Origin of the sequence: Bacillus andreraoultii (assembly GCF_001244735.1) — a bacterium.
In the GTDB taxonomy this organism is placed as follows: Bacteria; Bacillota; Bacilli; order Bacillales; family Caldibacillaceae; genus Caldifermentibacillus; species Caldifermentibacillus andreraoultii.
The window spans coordinates 2,677,351-2,694,035 of record NZ_LN868937.1; the positions used below are offsets into that span (position 1 = coordinate 2,677,351).

At 34.9% G+C, this 16,685-nt stretch carries 16 protein-coding genes and 1 other annotated feature; of the genes, 6 read left to right on the plus strand and 10 right to left on the minus strand.

What is annotated here, in order from left to right; translation table 11 throughout:
* Positions 1-4 precede the first annotated feature (4 nt).
* From BN2144_RS18025 to BN2144_RS18040, 5 genes are all read right to left on the minus strand, one after another.
* Positions 5-724 (minus strand): (Fe-S)-binding protein, encoded by a 720-nt coding sequence (locus BN2144_RS18025; RefSeq protein WP_033829604.1) that lies wholly within the window; start codon positions 722-724, stop codon positions 5-7.
* Positions 725-773: 49 nt separating this feature from the next.
* On the minus strand, positions 774-1,481 hold the full coding sequence (locus tag BN2144_RS18030; RefSeq protein WP_033829605.1) for a FadR/GntR family transcriptional regulator: 708 nt from the start codon (positions 1,479-1,481) through the stop codon (positions 774-776).
* A 310-nt stretch (positions 1,482-1,791) separates the two neighbouring features.
* On the minus strand, positions 1,792-3,498 hold the full coding sequence (argS, locus tag BN2144_RS18035; protein ID WP_033829606.1) for an arginine--tRNA ligase: 1,707 nt from the start codon (positions 3,496-3,498) through the stop codon (positions 1,792-1,794).
* Between the two features lie 84 nt (positions 3,499-3,582).
* Positions 3,583-3,790: a binding site (T-box leader), on the minus strand.
* 141 nt (positions 3,791-3,931) lie between these two features.
* Positions 3,932-4,102 (minus strand): hypothetical protein, encoded by a 171-nt coding sequence (locus BN2144_RS19965; protein WP_154665516.1) that lies wholly within the window; start codon positions 4,100-4,102, stop codon positions 3,932-3,934.
* A 63-nt stretch (positions 4,103-4,165) separates the two neighbouring features.
* Positions 4,166-5,581: a SpoVR family protein gene (locus tag BN2144_RS18040; protein WP_033829607.1), complete on the minus strand. Its 1,416-nt coding sequence runs from the start codon at positions 5,579-5,581 to the stop codon at positions 4,166-4,168.
* A 228-nt stretch (positions 5,582-5,809) separates the two neighbouring features.
* Here BN2144_RS18040 and BN2144_RS18045 point away from each other — a divergent pair, with 228 nt between their 5' ends.
* On the plus strand, positions 5,810-6,712 hold the full coding sequence (locus BN2144_RS18045) for a glutamate biosynthesis transcriptional regulator GltC (RefSeq protein ID WP_033829608.1): 903 nt from the start codon (positions 5,810-5,812) through the stop codon (positions 6,710-6,712).
* 93 nt (positions 6,713-6,805) lie between these two features.
* Here BN2144_RS18045 and BN2144_RS18050 read toward each other — a convergent pair whose 3' ends face one another.
* A complete protein-coding gene (locus BN2144_RS18050) occupies positions 6,806-7,687 on the minus strand; it encodes a M14 family zinc carboxypeptidase (RefSeq protein ID WP_187367030.1) in 882 nt (293 codons plus the stop codon).
* A 284-nt stretch (positions 7,688-7,971) separates the two neighbouring features.
* Here BN2144_RS18050 and BN2144_RS18055 point away from each other — a divergent pair, with 284 nt between their 5' ends.
* The 3 genes from BN2144_RS18055 to BN2144_RS18065 all read left to right on the plus strand — a co-directional run bounded on the left by BN2144_RS18055 (position 7,972) and on the right by BN2144_RS18065 (position 9,530).
* Positions 7,972-8,220, plus strand: a complete 249-nt coding sequence (locus tag BN2144_RS18055) for a YhdB family protein (RefSeq protein WP_033829610.1) — start codon at positions 7,972-7,974, stop codon at positions 8,218-8,220.
* Between the two features lie 474 nt (positions 8,221-8,694).
* Complete coding sequence (locus BN2144_RS18060) at positions 8,695-9,129, plus strand: disulfide oxidoreductase (RefSeq protein WP_033829611.1); 435 nt, start codon at positions 8,695-8,697, stop codon at positions 9,127-9,129.
* Positions 9,126-9,530, plus strand: coding sequence for a thioredoxin family protein (locus BN2144_RS18065; RefSeq protein WP_033829612.1), 405 nt, complete (start codon positions 9,126-9,128; stop codon positions 9,528-9,530). Before BN2144_RS18060 ends, BN2144_RS18065 begins: the two co-directional genes overlap by 4 nt.
* Before the next feature lie 76 nt (positions 9,531-9,606).
* Here BN2144_RS18065 and BN2144_RS18070 read toward each other — a convergent pair whose 3' ends face one another.
* Both BN2144_RS18070 and BN2144_RS18075 read right to left on the minus strand, forming a co-directional pair.
* Positions 9,607-10,167 (minus strand): SLOG family protein, encoded by a 561-nt coding sequence (locus BN2144_RS18070; RefSeq protein ID WP_187367031.1) that lies wholly within the window; start codon positions 10,165-10,167, stop codon positions 9,607-9,609.
* 15 nt (positions 10,168-10,182) lie between these two features.
* A complete protein-coding gene (locus tag BN2144_RS18075) occupies positions 10,183-10,581 on the minus strand; it encodes a YhcU family protein (protein WP_033829613.1) in 399 nt (132 codons plus the stop codon).
* Between the two features lie 254 nt (positions 10,582-10,835).
* Between BN2144_RS18075 and BN2144_RS18080 the strand changes: the two genes are divergently transcribed.
* Positions 10,836-11,747, plus strand: a complete 912-nt coding sequence (locus BN2144_RS18080) for an RluA family pseudouridine synthase (protein WP_033829614.1) — start codon at positions 10,836-10,838, stop codon at positions 11,745-11,747.
* Between the two features lie 1,060 nt (positions 11,748-12,807).
* Here BN2144_RS18080 and BN2144_RS18090 read toward each other — a convergent pair.
* A complete protein-coding gene (locus BN2144_RS18090) occupies positions 12,808-13,638 on the minus strand; it encodes an aldo/keto reductase (protein ID WP_033829616.1) in 831 nt (276 codons plus the stop codon).
* 303 nt (positions 13,639-13,941) lie between these two features.
* Here BN2144_RS18090 and BN2144_RS18095 point away from each other — a divergent pair, with 303 nt between their 5' ends.
* Positions 13,942-16,092, plus strand: coding sequence for a DNA topoisomerase III (locus BN2144_RS18095; RefSeq protein ID WP_033829617.1), 2,151 nt, complete (start codon positions 13,942-13,944; stop codon positions 16,090-16,092).
* Positions 16,093-16,243: 151 nt separating this feature from the next.
* Here BN2144_RS18095 and BN2144_RS18100 read toward each other — a convergent pair whose 3' ends face one another.
* Positions 16,244-16,666 carry a DUF4306 domain-containing protein gene (locus tag BN2144_RS18100; protein ID WP_050632361.1) on the minus strand — a complete coding sequence of 141 codons (423 nt, stop codon included), beginning with the start codon at positions 16,664-16,666 and terminating at the stop codon, positions 16,244-16,246.
* Positions 16,667-16,685 lie beyond the last annotated feature (19 nt).

Sequence of the window (16,685 nt, forward strand, 5' to 3'; positions counted from 1 at the left end):
CTTATCAGTTATGCGTATTTAATATTTCCGAAATATGAATAACTTGGACGTTTTTTCCTTCTCTTTGCATTCGACCACCGATATTCATTAAACAAGCCATATCACCGCCACATAAATAATCTGCTTCCGTCTCTGAAACGTGGCGTGATTTTTCTTTTACCATTTCGGCTGAAATCTCTGGTTTTTTCACGGAGAATGTTCCACCAAAGCCACAGCAATCTTCACCTGATGGTAGTTCAATGAATTCAATCCCTTTCACATTTTGTAAAAGTAATTTTGGTGCATCTTTTACCCCTAAAATCCGTGTCATATGGCAAGATGGATGATAAGTCACTCTTCCTTTAAAAGTCGAACCAACATCCGTTACACCTAATACATCCACAATAAATTGGGTTAATTCGAACGTTTTTGTAGCTAATTCTTGTGCTGGTTTTTCCCATTCTGGATCACCTTTAAAGACATGAGGGTACTCCCGAATCATACCGACACAAGAACCTGAAGGACCGACAACATACTCAGAATCTTTAAATGCGCGAATCATTTGCTTCATAGAGGCTTTCGCTTCTTCTAAATACCCACTATTGAAGGCTGGTTGACCACAACAAGTTTGGGCTGCAGGAAAATCAACTTCACAACCAAGTCGTTCTAAAATTTCTACCGTATTTTTACCAACATTTGGAAACATAATATCACTTACACAAGTGATGAATAATGATACTTTCACACTTTGTCACCTCTTAAGATTGTAAGATTCATTTTCAAGTAAACCCACGCTATTCAATATATTTAAATAGTACTGTCTCTGTATTTTCTAAGTGATCAAACATATTTTTACTGGCGAGTTCACCATTCTTACTTTTTATTGCTGCAAATATTTGCTTATGTTCTCTAGTTAATTGCTCTGAGTAATTTTCTGAGTATAATAATAGCTTTCGAGTTTCACGAATCGTTTCAGAAATTAAATCCGAGACACTTCCCATCAAACTAATTAGTAAATGGTTATGGGTTGCTTTTGCAATGGCATGATGAAAATCGACATCCGCCTTTTGTGCAAGATTCTCATCCCCATCACAGTTTTCCATCACTTTTATCGCCTCTTCAATGGCAATTAAATCTTCTGCTTTACAATTTTCCGCTGCTAAACGAGCTGTACCAACTTCTAATATTTTCCGAACTTCAAATAACTCTTTTACATCCTTTTGTTTCATTAAAAATGCAGTCGTAACTGGAAGGGTGAATTTTGCTGGATCAAAATCTTTTACATATGTCCCTTCTCCTTGACGCATTTCAATCAGTCCCATTGTTCGTAAACCATTTAATGCTTCCCTTATTGCTGGTCGACCAACACCGAAATTTTGCGCTAATTTTTCAACCGATTCGAGTTTGTCACCTGGTTTTAATTTTCCATCCTTAATCATATGCATGATGTTGTCAGCTACTTCTTCATAAATCTTCTTTGTTTGAATCCGTTTATATTCCATTTCCCGATACCCCTTATCTTGAACTTTATTTAGCTAGAAATGTTAAACTTAACAGTAGATAGTATAAAGCAAGCGTTAACAAAATATCCCCAATAAATATGTATGCATCACATGTTAAGTGATAAGGTCATCAGATGACTATATCATTATAATACTTCTAATCTAGAAATTTGACAAGTTTTTGAACATGTTTATAGGAAAAAATGGTCTTGTGTATATTTATTAAATCAATTTCTGTAAATATGCATGACCATATTTTAAATGTAATAAAAGCCATGCACGAATACATGCACGGCTTTTTACGTTCATTCTACATTTTTTGTGGAGCACCAAGACCAAGAATACGTAATCCTTCTTTTATGACAACTGTAATGGCTTCGACTAATTGTAACCGAGCGCCTAGTTGTGCATCATTTTCTAAAATTTTCACAGATCCGTAATATTTATTAAATGCTTGTGCTAAGTCAATTAAATATTTTGCAATCCGTGAAGGGTCAAATTCATTAAAGGCTGCTTGAATCACTTCTTCAAATTTTGTTAGTAAATATACAATTGCCCATGCTTTTTCATTGCCAAAGGCTTCGGGTGAAATAGAAGAAACTGTTTGTCCACTTGCTTTTTCTAACAATGAACATGCTCGTGCATACGTATATTGAAGATATGGACCTGTTTCACCTTCGAATGTAAGCATCGTATCAAGTGAGAATTCAATATCATTTAACCGGAAGTTTTTCAAGTCATGGAAAATGACAGCACCAACACCTACCATGCGAGCAACATCTTCTTTATTTTCAAGATCTGGGTTACGGCTTTCGATATTTTTTAAAGCAAGGTCAATCGCATCTTGGAGAACTTCTTCTAATAGAACAAGTTTTCCTTTTCTTGTAGACATCTTTTTCCCATCTTTTAATAACATACCAAATGGGATATGATGCATATTGTCAGCCCAATCGTGCCCCATTTTCTTTAATACAAGTTTTAATTGTTTAAAATGAAGTGATTGTTCTGCACCAACAACATATAATGATTTTGCAAAATCATACTCACGCTTCCGGTACATGGCCGCAGCTAAATCACGAGTCATGTATAATGTTGCCCCATCGGATTTTTTTATAAGACTTGGTGCCATATCAAATTCATCTAACGAAACGACCATTGCTCCATCAGATTCTGTTAACAGATTTTTTTCTTCTAATTCCTCAATGACTGCATCCATTTTATCATTATAGAATGCTTCACCATGATATGAATCAAAACTCACCCCTAAAAGTTCGTAAATTCGATTGAATTCTTTTAATGATTCTGTTTTGAACCAATTCCAGTAGTATGTTGCTTCTTCATCACCATCTTCTAATTTCTTAAACCATTCCCGGCCTTGGTCTTCTAATTCAGGTTTTGTTTCTGCTTCTTCATGGAAACGGACATATAAGGAAAGCAACTCTTGAATCGGTTGAGCTTTTACTTTCTCTTCGTCTCCCCATAATTTATAAGCGGTGATGAGTTTACCAAATTGTGTACCCCAGTCACCTAAATGATTAATCTTTACAGGAGTATAGCCACTTTTTTCCATAATGTTTGCTAGTGCATTACCAATCACTGTTGAGCGGAGATGCCCCATAGAAAAAGGTTTAGCAATATTTGGTGAAGACATATCGATTGGGATATTTTCACCGTTCCCAATTGCTAACGTACCGTAGTCACCTTGTTTTTCAATAATTTCACTGACGACTTCCGCACCTACTACTTCTCTATTCAAAAAGAAGTTTAAGTAAGGACCTACTGCTTCTATTTTTTGAATGAATGGGTGTTGCATAGTTGATTGAAGATCGATTGCAATTTGTTGAGGTGCTTTTTTCAATTCTTTTGCAAGTAGGAAACAAGGAAAAGCGTAGTCACCTAATGCCATTTGTTTTGGTACTTCAATCATTTTTTCGATTGATTCTTTTGATAACGATTCGATTCCTTTACTCGTTAATGCTTCATGAACTAGTGAGACAACGACTGTTTTATCATCCACTACATAATTCCTCCTTAAAACAAGATACATATTTTTATATTTTTTCTTAAAAAACGATAAAAAAACCCTCATCTCTATAATATATATAGAGACGAGGGTTGTGCTCGCGGTGCCACTCTACTTGCTAATGAATTAGCCAGCTTGAAAAAATAACGGTTATCCCGAGTTTACCTACTAATTTCAGTAAACTTTCTCAAGGGTGCGCTTCATGACGACATTCGTACCGAACTTTCACCAACTTCGGCTCGCTTAGACGAAAATTCACCACTACTCTCCCTATCATTGAATAAATATATGTTTGTACGAGGATATTATATAGAAAGAATGATACGAAGTCAAATACAAATGTGTTTCTTGCATTCATGCATTCATCCCAACGAATAGAATGAGGGGAAAATCTGCTTTTGTAAAGTTACATTTTTTTAAAGAGGGTTTATTGAAATGTTCCATTATGGTGATTTTCGTGGTTTCGTTTATTTTCAGCAATCTTATCAATTTGTTTTTCTCTAACTTTCGTAGGTGGTTTCATACCCGACTTTTTCTCAAAATAAACGGCAATCCCGCCAATGATGATGACAGGGATTAATAAGTAGACCCAAATCATTGAAACATCTCCTTATGAAAAAACTGATTTCTAAAAACCTAGAAACCAGCTTCTTCAATTATTTTACAAATATCTTCTTTGAACACTTCGACCGTCGTAATTATAGAGTATTGGCTTTTCTTCTACGACTGTTTCCATATGCACGTTACGACCCCATAATTGGTAAATGTATGGCATTACTTTTTCTAAATATTTAAGATCAAGTTCAATTCCCTCATAGTGATGTTTTAAATACAATTCTCCGTTACGCATATAATCTCCATTTTCCACTGTTATATAAGGGAATCCGCCGTTTACCCGCATATTGACAAGTTGGTCACGAACATGCTCCCATTCTTTATCAACAATTTTATAATCTCTTCCTTGTTTTTGGAAAAGATACATATCTTCGTCCATGACAAGTTCTTTCGTTAAATAATTTCGTAAAAAGGACTGGTCGGACTCAAGTTCACGTACTTCAAAAATTTTCTCTCGCCCTGACCCTGGTTTTATACCTAGCTTTTTCATTTCTTCCGTAGGGTTATTATAACGTTTCTCAATATCTTCAAAAATTTTTAATCCTATATAGTATGGATTAATACTTGTCGTTGAAGGCTGAACGACACCGGCATTCAGTTTCGCAAATTCAATTGCTTCGTCACTTGTTAAATCCATTTCTCGTAAAATTCGTTGATGCCAGTAAGATGCCCAACCTTCATTCATAATTTTCGTTTCGAGTTGTGGCCAAAAGTAAAGCATTTCTTCACGAATCATTGTTAAAATGTCACGCTGCCACTCTTCCAACTCACGACTGTAATGAACAATAAATAAAAGCAAATCTTTTTCTGATTGTGGTGGAAATTTCTTCATTTTTTTTGTTTTTTTCGGTTTTACCTCGTTCCGTTTATCTAAATTCCATAAATCATCGTATGGAGTTGAAATAGTAGACTCTTCCTCTTCATATTCGATATCATCCTTTGACCATGCAAGATTTGGCCGGACGAGAGATGGATCGATATGTTCCTCTATTGCCAAAACTGCATCAATGAACGATTCCACTTCTTTTTTTCCATGTTCAATCTCATATTGACGAATTCGTTCTGCTGTTGCTGCCATACTTTCTACCATATCTCGTTTCGTATTTTTGAACCGGACATTATTTTTGAAAAAATCACAATGGGCAAGTACATGTGCGACGATTAATTTATTTTGTACGAGTGAATTGGAATCAAGTAGAAAAGCATAACAGGGGTCTGAGTTAATGACAAGTTCATAAATTTTACTTAGTCCTAAATCATAATGTAGTTTCATCTTAAAGAATTGTTTACCAAAGCTCCAGTGGGAAAATCGGGTTGGCATACCGTATGCACCAAATGTATAAATAATATCTGCTGGACAAATTTCGTAACGCATCGGGTAAAAATCGAGTCCAAACCCTTTTGCAATCTCTGTAATTTCACTGATTGCCTTCTCTAAAGCAAGATTATCTTCCTGTCTCATGTTTCCGCCTCCTTCTATATTAGTAGGTAGTGTTTTATTCGTGTCCTTACCTACAATTTATGAAGATTTTACAAAAATGATGATTCGTTTTATGGCAAGGTTTTATTTCTCGACATTGTATCCGAATTCGATGCAATCTTTTAACCTTTTCCATTTTCAAATTCATTTAAATCATTTATGATAATGAGTATAAATAATCTCAAATTACGATTGAAAGGAGGGAGAGCTGTGGAACTGAGACAATTACGGTATTTTGTTGAAGTCGCGGAACGGGAACATATGACTGAAGCGGCGGATCATTTACACGTCGCTCAATCCGCGGTTAGTCTTCAAATTTCGAAACTGGAAGATGAGCTTGGTGTTATGTTGTTTGAACGAGTTGGTAGAAATTTAAAACTAACGGAAATTGGAAAGACCTTTTTATTTCATATAAAAAAAGCTTTGCAAGCAATCGACTTTGCAAAGGAAAAAGTTGATGAGTATTTAGATCCTGAGCACGGAACAATAAAAATTGGGTATCCTTCTAGTTTTGTCAATAATTTATTACCGACAATCATTTCCAATTTTAAGAAAAAATTCCCATCCGTTAATTTTCATTTACGACAAGGGTCATATGCCTACTTAAGTAAAGCGGTGAAAAATGGTGATATTAATATTTCATTTTTAGGTCCTGTCCCACAAGAAGATCAAGATATAAACGTTCACATTCTATTCTCAGAAAAGTTTTATGCCATCGTACCACATCATCATCATCTCGCTGAACGGAATCAACTTGTTTTAAGTGATTTAAAAGATGAAGACTTTGTTTTGTTTTCAGATGGTTTTATTTTAAGAAAAATTGCCATCGAAGCTTGTAAAATGGCTGGTTTTATGCCGAAGATTACTTCCGAGGGGGAAGATATTGATGCGATTAAGGGACTTGTTTCAGCTGGAATTGGAGTTAGTATTTTGCCAGAGAATACACTCATAAATAATATTCCAAGAATGACGAAAAAAATACCGATCACGTATCCAGAGGTGAAAAGAACGGTCGGTATTGTTATCCCGAAAAATCGGGAACTGGCCCCTTCTGAAAAAATTTTTTATCAATTCGTTGTTGATTTCTTCTCAAAGTTGGAGAGGTTTAAATAATCTTTATATAGTAGCACTAACCAGTCACTTTCTTTCATAACTGGTCGGTGCTAAATGTTGTTGATTTCATATGTTCATTTACTGTGATAGCCTTCACTTTCTTTTACTTTGAAGAGATTCAGCCATTTCTGTTGCAAGATATAGTCCAACAAATTGATTTCGTCGCCATTCTTCTGGCAAGTATGTCATTGGCGGATTTGATTCTTTATTGAAATCGGTTAGTTCGAATGTAAATGCAGGTCGTCCATACGTTTCGATAAACCAATCTGTAAATCCTGCACCGAATGCTTCTTTTGGTGGAGTTGATAAAGAGTATCCAGTTAATTCACTCATACTTGTTGCTAAAAAATAATCTCGAACGATATCTTGTCTATCCCCAAATTGCCAAAAAATCTCATGTCCTGACGAATGATAACTAATGGTAGATAATGGGTTTATCTCTTTTACAAATGTTACAAAGGCCTGCACTTCTTTTGCCTCTACAGGCCTTTTTCCTTTATATTCCATAAACGATGGCTGTAAGCTACTTGGAACATTCTCCCAACCAGCTGGATATTGTCGGTTCAAGTCAATCCCCACTCCATTTGCTTTCCACCGTTTAAAATCTTTACTTCCCTCGTTCATCTGTAAGAGCTTATGATTAAATAACTTCCCTTGTTGAACGAGGATGCCATCTGGATTTAACATCGGTACGAACCAAATAGAAACTTTATCGAAAATAGCTGCGTCATACTTCCCTATTTTTTGATTCGATACATAAGCGTGTGTATATTGCTCCAACATCTCCATAAGTAAATTACTCGTAATCCACTCTCTTCCATGATGGGAACCAATTAGTAAAATCGAATGATCTCCTTTGCCAAGTTTCACCGCTATAATTGGATGGTGGAAATGACTTGTCCCGATTTGCTTTATCGTTAGTACATCATTGTATTGATTTTTCAACTTGGATACGTCTTTTTGTAACTCGTTCACGTCGTAATCGTCCTTTTTGAATGTTAAAGAGGCTCCGGGTCTCGGTAACATTAGGAAAAAAATGAAAAAGATAATCAACAGTTGAATTCTTTTCACGATGATGTTCCCTTTCCAATTTATGTTTCATTGTCACTGCGATTCGTATTCGCCGATTCTCAGTTGAAAATGCTCGAATATACTTGTTCAATCTTTTTTTCTTATTTGTCATGTTTGTAAAGATTTACTTTGTAAGATAACTTCATTTCGACATACACTATTATTAACTCCTAGCGAGGAGGGACAACATGAACAAAGCAGATTATGACCGTGCACTGTTTTACACATATCGTTCCCAATGGGATAATTTGCTAATACTGATGGTTCGCACAAAGGATGACATTTTATCGAAAAAAATTGAACGTTTTTTGCACGCTTACTACTATCAAAAGGATGATTTGATTGTAGAGGAGCATCTATATAATTTGTTACAATATGTAGATTATGCAAATGATCAAGCAACCCTTATGCAACAAGACGTACTCTATTCCGTTTAACTGGTGAAAAACGAAAGAAACACTGTTTACTGTTTATGAATTTATTCGCGTATGTTTACGGAATAACATATTCATAAGCAGTCTTTTTTTTGTGCTATTTTCCAAAGTGTGACGATTGCTTGAGAACAACAAAGTTTTTTAAAAAAACTCTAGGCTCGAGCCTATAGGTAACCAAGGACCGTATTTGGATTTATGCGTATAGGAAAGTTGCAATTGGAAAATTTATATTCCTAATCCCTAAAAATCAGTCAAATGTTTTAACAGGCGATGTTTAGTTATATTTTTTCTTTAAAAATTCAAATTATCCATACTTTATTAGAGCGGTTTTTGTTTACATATGCTAAAATATTTTTAAGTTTATCCCTTTATTAGAAGAGTATGATGAAGTATAACCTCTTCGTCATAATCGTAAGTTCTATATAAGAAATTTCCATTTTATTTATGTATAAGCATTTTTTCAAAGTGGGTGGTATTTTGCAAAATAAAAAATTTGACCAGTATCTTTTTCTCAGTTGGGCTATCGCAGTCATTGCATTATTTGGTAGTCTGTACTTTTCTGAAATCCGGAAATTTGAACCATGTGAACTTTGTTGGTATCAACGAATCTTCATGTACCCATTGACGATTATACTTGGTATTGCTTATGTAAAAAAAGACTGGAAAATCAGCTTCTACACAATGATCTTGTCAGCTATAGGTGGTTCTATTTCCCTTTATCATTATTCTCTACAAAAATTTTTATTGACGAAAGAAGGGTCATTGTTTTGCGGTCGTATCCCCTGTCACGCCCAATATATTGATTGGTTTGGATTTATAACAATCCCCTTTCTAGCTTTAACGGCATTTATTATTATTTTTATATTAAGCATGATGATTTGGAGAAAAACAATGGAGGGAATGAACAGTTGAAAAAAATCGTTATCTTTTTAGGAATAATTATTGTTATTTTTGTCGCCATTGGTTTTTTAAATCAAACACAAAATAATGATGATTATTATAAAAACACAATCTCACCTAATGAATTAGAAGATAAACTGAAAGATGGTGAATCAACAACGGTTTATTTTTATAGTCCGGAATGTACATACTGTAATAAAGCGACACCAGTTGTTGTCCCTTTAACGAAGGAATTAAATATTGATTTACAAATGTATGATGTACTTGAAAATGAAAGAGGTTGGGATGATTATCATTTAGAAGGGACACCGACAATTATTCATTTTGAAGATGGACAAGAAGTGGCGCGTTTCGATGGGTATGCCAAAAAAGAAGAATATGAACAATGGTTTAAAGAACATGTGTTAAAATAAAACCAAACAGCGGTAACCTTGCACTAGGTTCCCGCTGTTTTGTTACCATATTAATATTTTAGTAAAGACCTTATTCTTAAGCTGACCCATCACTATACATATCTTCTTCTATTAAAACTTGTAAATCATATGCGTTAATTAATATCAACTCGTAATTATGTTCTTCCGCGTACATTTTTGCTACTTTTAATATAAATTGTGGCGAACCGGCTTTTTCATCATCATAAACGGCAAGTAAAGCGTCTGAGTTTCGAATAAAAAATTTGTTTTTCTCAATAAATTGCCAAGGTCCTTTATATGGTTTATTCGTAATTGTCGAATGAAAATCTGCATTCATTAAAATTTCTTCGTATTTCTCTCGCTTATCTTCATTCCAATTCTTTTCTTGGTCAAGAAATGGGGTGATTACAGCATATTTTAGTTCTGGATAATCCATTTGTAAATCCCAAATTACTTCTGCAGCCCATGTTTCAACACCTAATTGTCCACTCAGAAGAACCCATTCAAGCCCCTCTTCTAGTAGTGGAATTAACTGTTTCTTAATCGCCTTTTTTATATATGGAATACCTGGATGATTGGGGTTAAATATTCCTAACTCGTGGGGCTTATATCCTGTGATCACTAAACGTTTAATCACTGTATCACCACATTTCTATACTAACCATTGATTCGCAGCCTTTACGTGGATACTTCCCATTTCCATTGATACATTTTTTTCACTAAGGAATTGTTCGTATGAAAACGGAAATGATAAGCCAAGATGGTTTAATATGTGAACATTTTTATCAAACATCTCTTGATACTTATCTTCTCTGAGGCTCTTTGATTCGATAAGAAAACAAATCGTTTCCAAACTTGAAATAATTTGGTACGCTTCTTTTAACGTTCCAGACAACTCATTTGAACCGCTAACATTCAATAAATTCATTTGAATAAACTGATTGATGTCCTTATCGCTAAAATACTTTGGTAAAATAGTAGAGTAAAAATACTCAACTAAAGAATTAATTTTTTTCTCTTGCTCCGAGGTTGAAGCATATACAATCTTCAAAATATCAGCCCACCTTTGTCACTATTTCTAAAAGTAGTGGTTATACAAATTTGGGATCATAGTCTTAATGATTACCCTTTGTGTATAAGATAACAGTTATTCGATAGTTGAACAAGAGAGGACTCCGTGGAAATTTTAGGTACTATAGATAAAAACAGTTAGATTTTGGTAGATTTTAAGAAAAACTTGCCTTTTTACAACAATTTTCCCTAAATTTAACCAAACTACGAATAAACTACATATTAGGTGATAAAATGGTTCAGACAAAAAAAGTGAATAATCATTTGCAATTAATCATTCCAGACGATTGGGATGGCTTGACAATTGAACAATTACTTAAAGAAGTGTGGCAACTACCAAAGAAAAGGATTCACCAGTTGCGCATGGATAAAGCGATTGGAATGAATGAACGCATTGTTCCTTTTTCAGAAGTAATCCATTCAGGTGATTGTATGTTGATTGAAAATATTTTTAATGAACATCATGCTAATTTTTCTCGTACAAAAAAAGACATTCAATTTTTGTATGAAGATGATTTTTTGTTAATTGCAAATAAACCAGCTGGCATATTAACCCATCCAAACACACGAGATGAGACAAACACATTGACGAACGGGATTGTATCGTATTTACAAGAAAAAAACGAACGCGGGAAGGTGCAACACGTTCATCGTCTCGATAAAGATACAAGTGGTGCAATTTTATTTGCAAAGTCTTCATTTGTCGGTAGCATCCTTGATCGAATGTTGGAGGAACGGCGGATAAAACGAACGTATACAGCCGTTGTTCACGGTAAGTTTGAGAAAATGAGAGGAACAATACAAGCTCCGATTGGTCGCAATCGACATCATCCAACGAGAAGACGGGTTTCGAAAAATGGTCAAGACGCGATTACCCATTATCAAGTGATTTCCTTTGATGCAAGGAATAATCAGAGCCAAATTCTTTGCCGACTCGATACTGGTCGTACCCATCAAATTCGGGTTCATCTGAGCCATATTGGTCATCCCCTACTCGGCGATGTGCTGTATGGAGGCCAACCCGTTTTTTACCGTCAAGCGTTACATGCAAAATATTTATCTTTCACCCATCCGTTGACACTAGAAAAAGTACAAGTGGAGGCATCTTATTTAGATGATTTTCCAGATTTATTAGGTGAAAAATAAAGTAAACTCAAGTCGCTTAAGCCTATAGGACGAAAAGAGAGTTTATCGGCTTTGATATAGCTGTTTGATCCTGTGCGTTATATGTATTAGGAAAGTAGAAATTGGAAGATTTTTACTTTCCTATTTGCTAAAATAGTCTTTTTTTGCCAAAAAAACGCTTCGTAAAAAGAATCCCTCCTTTTGTATGATAATACATATCAACTAATGGCTCAAAATTCTTTGAAATGTGTTTTATTTTCAATGGAACTTTAAATTTTATGATAAAAAAAGTCATTGAAAAGAAAGAAAGCAGGAATATGGATTTTGGTCGTTTCGTAAACAAATGACTATACAAAAACATCTTTGCGTAAATGACTCCTGACCAGAAAACATTCCAACCATGAGCATAAAGAATTAAGTGCTTTTTATGTATGAAATATTCAACAGCCGTACTAATAATTATCCATTTAACAAAATGAATACATTGCATGAACAACGTACTTGGCATTTTCGATAAAAATACGAGTACGATTAGTGGAGTGATGATTAGTATATGGACCATTCTAATGAACATCCAACTAATCCCAGTTGGGACGAACTCCCAAACAAGATGTCTTTTACAAATGATATAATAAATTGCATTCATTGAACTGACATAAACCATATTCCTATAAAACTTTGGAATCTCACGCCAAGATTTACTGAAAATGGTTAATAAGATAATACTTAGTATTAAAATAAGGTGCCTATTTCTAATATTACGTTTCCTTCTCATTTGAACCCTCTTTATAAAAATATAGTTATTCACTTATTCATAAGTTTCCCTCATTTTTAATACTTATTACGCTCATATTTCTGTTTGTTTAAAAGGATTCCTTCTACACACAACTTTATCATTGCTTTCATAAAAAATGACCGTTTTTTATCACTTGATCGTTTAACAATGGAGAAATATCATAAATTTTAAGACATAAAAAGGACATCTAAAAGCCGAAAAAATGACTTTCTAGATGCCCAACGCTAATCTCAATGTATTTCATACGAATCACAGGTCGGAACTTCATTGAATAGAGAAATGTAATTAGAAAAGAAACTCATCCGGATCTTTTCCAGTTCGTTCATTTTTATTTAATGAATCAATTTTTTTCATTTCTTCTTCTGTTAATTCAAAATCAAAAATCTCTGCGTTCTCTTTAATTCTTGACGGTGTAACGGATTTTGGAATAACAATGACTTCATTTTGTAAGTGCCAACGTAGAGTTACTTGCGCAGCTGTTTTTCCGTATTTCTTCCCAATTTCTACTAATGTTGGATCATTTAGTAACCGCCCTCGACCTAGTGGACTCCATGCTTCAACAGCAATCCCCTCGTTTTGGCAAAACGTAATTAATTCTTTTTGTGATAAATACGGGTGTAGCTCTACTTGATTAATTACAGGTTTTTCATCCGACTGTTCCATTAGTTTTTGTAAATGATGGATATGGAAGTTGCTTACTCCGATTGCCCGGACACGACCATCCTTATACAATTTTTCCAACGCATGCCAAGTTTCAACATATTTATCTTTACCTGGCCAGTGGATTAAATATAAATCAAGGTAATCAAGGCCCAGTTTTTTCATACTTGTATCGAACGCTTTTAATGTATTATCATAACCTTGATCTGTATTCCAAACTTTTGTTGTAATAAAGAGGTCTTCTCGAGGAATACCGCTTTCTTTAATTGCTTGTCCGACACCCTCTTCATTATTGTACAGAGCGGCTGTATCAATCGCTCGGTAGCCAACTTCTAAAGCTGTTTTTACGGTCTGAATGACTTCGTTTCCATCTTCAACTTTATAAACACCAAGTCCAAAGTATGGCATTTTCACTCCATTATGTAATGTTGTTGTTCCTTGTAAAGATTTCTTCATTCTTTCCCCTCCTCCAACTTCATTTTATCAAACATTTTACAGGTAGCACACCGCCTACTTCATGAGGTAGACCTTAATCGTTATCTTCTTTATTGTAAATCAACTTCTTCAATTATTCCAATGGTGATTGAGAACAGGAACATTTTATCGAACGCTTATATCTTCCCTTTCATTCTGTCAACGGACTCAACCAACTAAAGTCGGGTCTCCCAACGTAAATGATGAAATCACTTGTATTTTTTTCTGCAACTTTTATAATAAATTCATAGTCAAGTAGTAGAAACGGAGGTCGCGACAAGAAAGATGAAGTTAATTATCGCGGAAAAACCAGACCAAGCAAGAACACTCGCTTCTGTTTTTAAAAACAAAAAAGGACAAGGATATATTGAAATCTTACCAAACGATCTTTTTCCCCATGGTGCCTTTATCACATGGGCTATCGGTCATCTATGTGAGCTCGTTCCCCCTGAAAAATATAACCCCGAATGGAAAAAATGGACATTAAACACGTTACCGATGATTCCATCCCAATTTCAATACCAAGTAACAAAAGATAAAGCAAAACAATTCAATATCATAAAAAATTTAGTCCATGATTCCCGCGTCACCGAGATCATTCATGCTGGAGATGCTGGACGTGAAGGTGAGTTAATTGTTCGCAATATATTACGGCTTACAAAGGCGCGACAACCAATGAAACGCCTTTGGATTTCTTCCTTAACCCCAAAAGCGATTCAAGAAGGGTTTCGTCATCTACTCGATGAAACGGAGACGAAAAATTTATATTTCGAAGCCTATACTCGAGCTTGTAGTGACTGGATTGTTGGAATGAATGCGTCACGGTTATATAGTATTTTATTAAAAGAAAAAGGATTTTCCGATGTGTTTTCAGTTGGGCGTGTGCAAACCCCAACACTCGCTTTAATTGTGAAACGAGAACTAGAAATTGAGCAATTTGTATCTGAGCCTTTTTGGGAAGTCGTTGCTGAATTTTTAATGAATGGAAAAAAATATAAAGGAAAATGGGAGCTTGACGGTGATTCACGAATTAAAACAGCTGAAATGGCGACTAATATCGCAAAGTTTTGCCAAGGGAAGGATGCCGCAATTCAAAACATTAAACGGGAGAATAAAGAATTTCAACCACCAATGTTATATAATTTATCCGCATTGCAAGCTGAAGCGAACCGATTATTTAAGTTTCCACCGAAAAAAACACTTGATGTATTACAAGGTTTATACCAAAAAGGAATCGTCTCCTACCCGCGGTCTGATTCACGTTACGTAACACCTGGGGAGGCCGATATGTTCCCAGACATTTTGCAGAAAATAGCTCATCTATCAAACTATGCGGAATTTTTCCCATTGCCAGTGGCTTCCATTCGTAATAATAAACGGTATGTGAATGAGAAAAAAGTAACCGATCACTATGCGATTATTCCAACTGAACAAGTAAAAGATCCGAGTAAGTTAAGTGCTGATGAGCAGAAACTATATGATTTAATTATTCGAAGTTTACTTGCTGCACATTATGAAAAAGCTATTTATGAATATACGACAGTCACTACACTTGTCGATGGACGAGCGACTTTTTTATCAAAAGGAAAAGTACAAGTGTCAGAAGGTTGGCGGAAAGTTATTCCAACGAATGAGAAGGAAAAAGAACCGGAATTACCGTTATTGGAAAAAGGAGAAACAGGTACGGTTAAAAAAGTTGAAGTAAAAGAAAGTAAAACACAACCTCCAAAGCGGTATACAGAAGGACAGTTAATCACTTTAATGAAAACAGCAGGAAAACATATCGAGGATAAAGAGCTGGAAAAAGTACTGTTGCAAACAGAAGGACTTGGAACAGAAGCAACTCGTGCTGGGATCATCACTATGTTAAAGTCTCGAAAATATATTGAGATTAAACGAAATCTCGTTTACGCAACAGCAAAAGCAAAAATTTTAATTACAGCAATTGGTAAGGAACTTTTAGCCTCTCCAGAAATGACGGCAAAATGGGAACAGCGATTAAAGGAGATTTCCGAGGGGAAAGCAAACGCGAAACAGTTTATTGAATTGACGAATAAGATGATTACTCACCTTGTCGCAGAGACGACCAAACAAGCAGTGGAATGGACATTTGACGCAAATATTGTTGAAGATTTCGTTCCTCGTGAATATAAAAAAGGAAAGGTTCCCCCAAGAAAACTAGGTACTTGTAAATTTTGTGATGGACAAGTAGTCGATAAAGGTAGCTTTTATGGTTGTACGAACTACCAGAAGAATAAATGTAATTTTACCATTTCCAAAAAAATTCTCGGTAAAAGTATTACACAAACCCAAGTGAAAAAATTATTGGCAGACGGTGTAACTGATGAAATTAAAGGATTTAAAAGTAAAGAAAAAGAATTCTCCGCAAAACTCGTATGGGACGTGCAGGAAAAACGAATAAAGTTTGTGTTTTAGACGGTTGTTGTCTCTCCTAAATTTTGCGTACGAATGCATTTTCTTAAGTCCTACATTTCATGATTTCAAAATTTCGCAGCGTATGTTTCATTTGAGATAAAGACCACTTTACGGGTGTGGTCTTTTTTTCGATGAATAAATTCGTACAATATTAATTCACCAGTATCTTCCCATTCTTTCTTACTTGTACATAGATAAACAAACTAATCATGATATAGGCCATTATTCCAATCATTGTCAGCATAAATAAAATCCTTCCACCGTATGTTGAAGGTTTATATAGGATGTACCCTACAAAACTTAGTGAAATGATGCCGATTATTGATAAGACAAAAGCAAATTGGTATTTTCTTTTTTTTAAAATAAAAACTACCAATGCATAGATATAAAGAACACTGATAAACATGAGTGCAGGGAAAAGCGGATAAAATTTAGCTGCATATACAAAATAATCAAGTTGGCTAATCTCGCTACCGCTTATAATATGAATGTCTTGCATATTGGTAAAAGGAGTTGATTTTTCCCATTCAAGAGAATCATAAATGATATTACTCCCTTCGTACCTAGTTAACAATGTTGAAATACTTTAGAGA

Bases quoted from the DNA above. Each gene is read 5' to 3' on its own strand.
- BN2144_RS18095 (WP_033829617.1), top strand. From the start codon at position 13,942: ATGAAGTTAATTATCGCGGAAAAACCAGACCAAGCAAGAACACTCGCT.
- BN2144_RS18080 (WP_033829614.1), top strand. From the start codon at position 10,836: ATGGTTCAGACAAAAAAAGTGAATAATCATTTGCAATTAATCATTCCA.
- BN2144_RS19965 (WP_154665516.1), bottom strand. From the start codon at position 4,102: ATGATTTGGGTCTACTTATTAATCCCTGTCATCATCATTGGCGGGATT.
- BN2144_RS18090 (WP_033829616.1), bottom strand. From the start codon at position 13,638: ATGAAGAAATCTTTACAAGGAACAACAACATTACATAATGGAGTGAAA.
- BN2144_RS18040 (WP_033829607.1), bottom strand. From the start codon at position 5,581: ATGAGACAGGAAGATAATCTTGCTTTAGAGAAGGCAATCAGTGAAATT.
- BN2144_RS18030 (WP_033829605.1), bottom strand. From the start codon at position 1,481: ATGGAATATAAACGGATTCAAACAAAGAAGATTTATGAAGAAGTAGCT.
- BN2144_RS18055 (WP_033829610.1), top strand. From the start codon at position 7,972: ATGAACAAAGCAGATTATGACCGTGCACTGTTTTACACATATCGTTCC.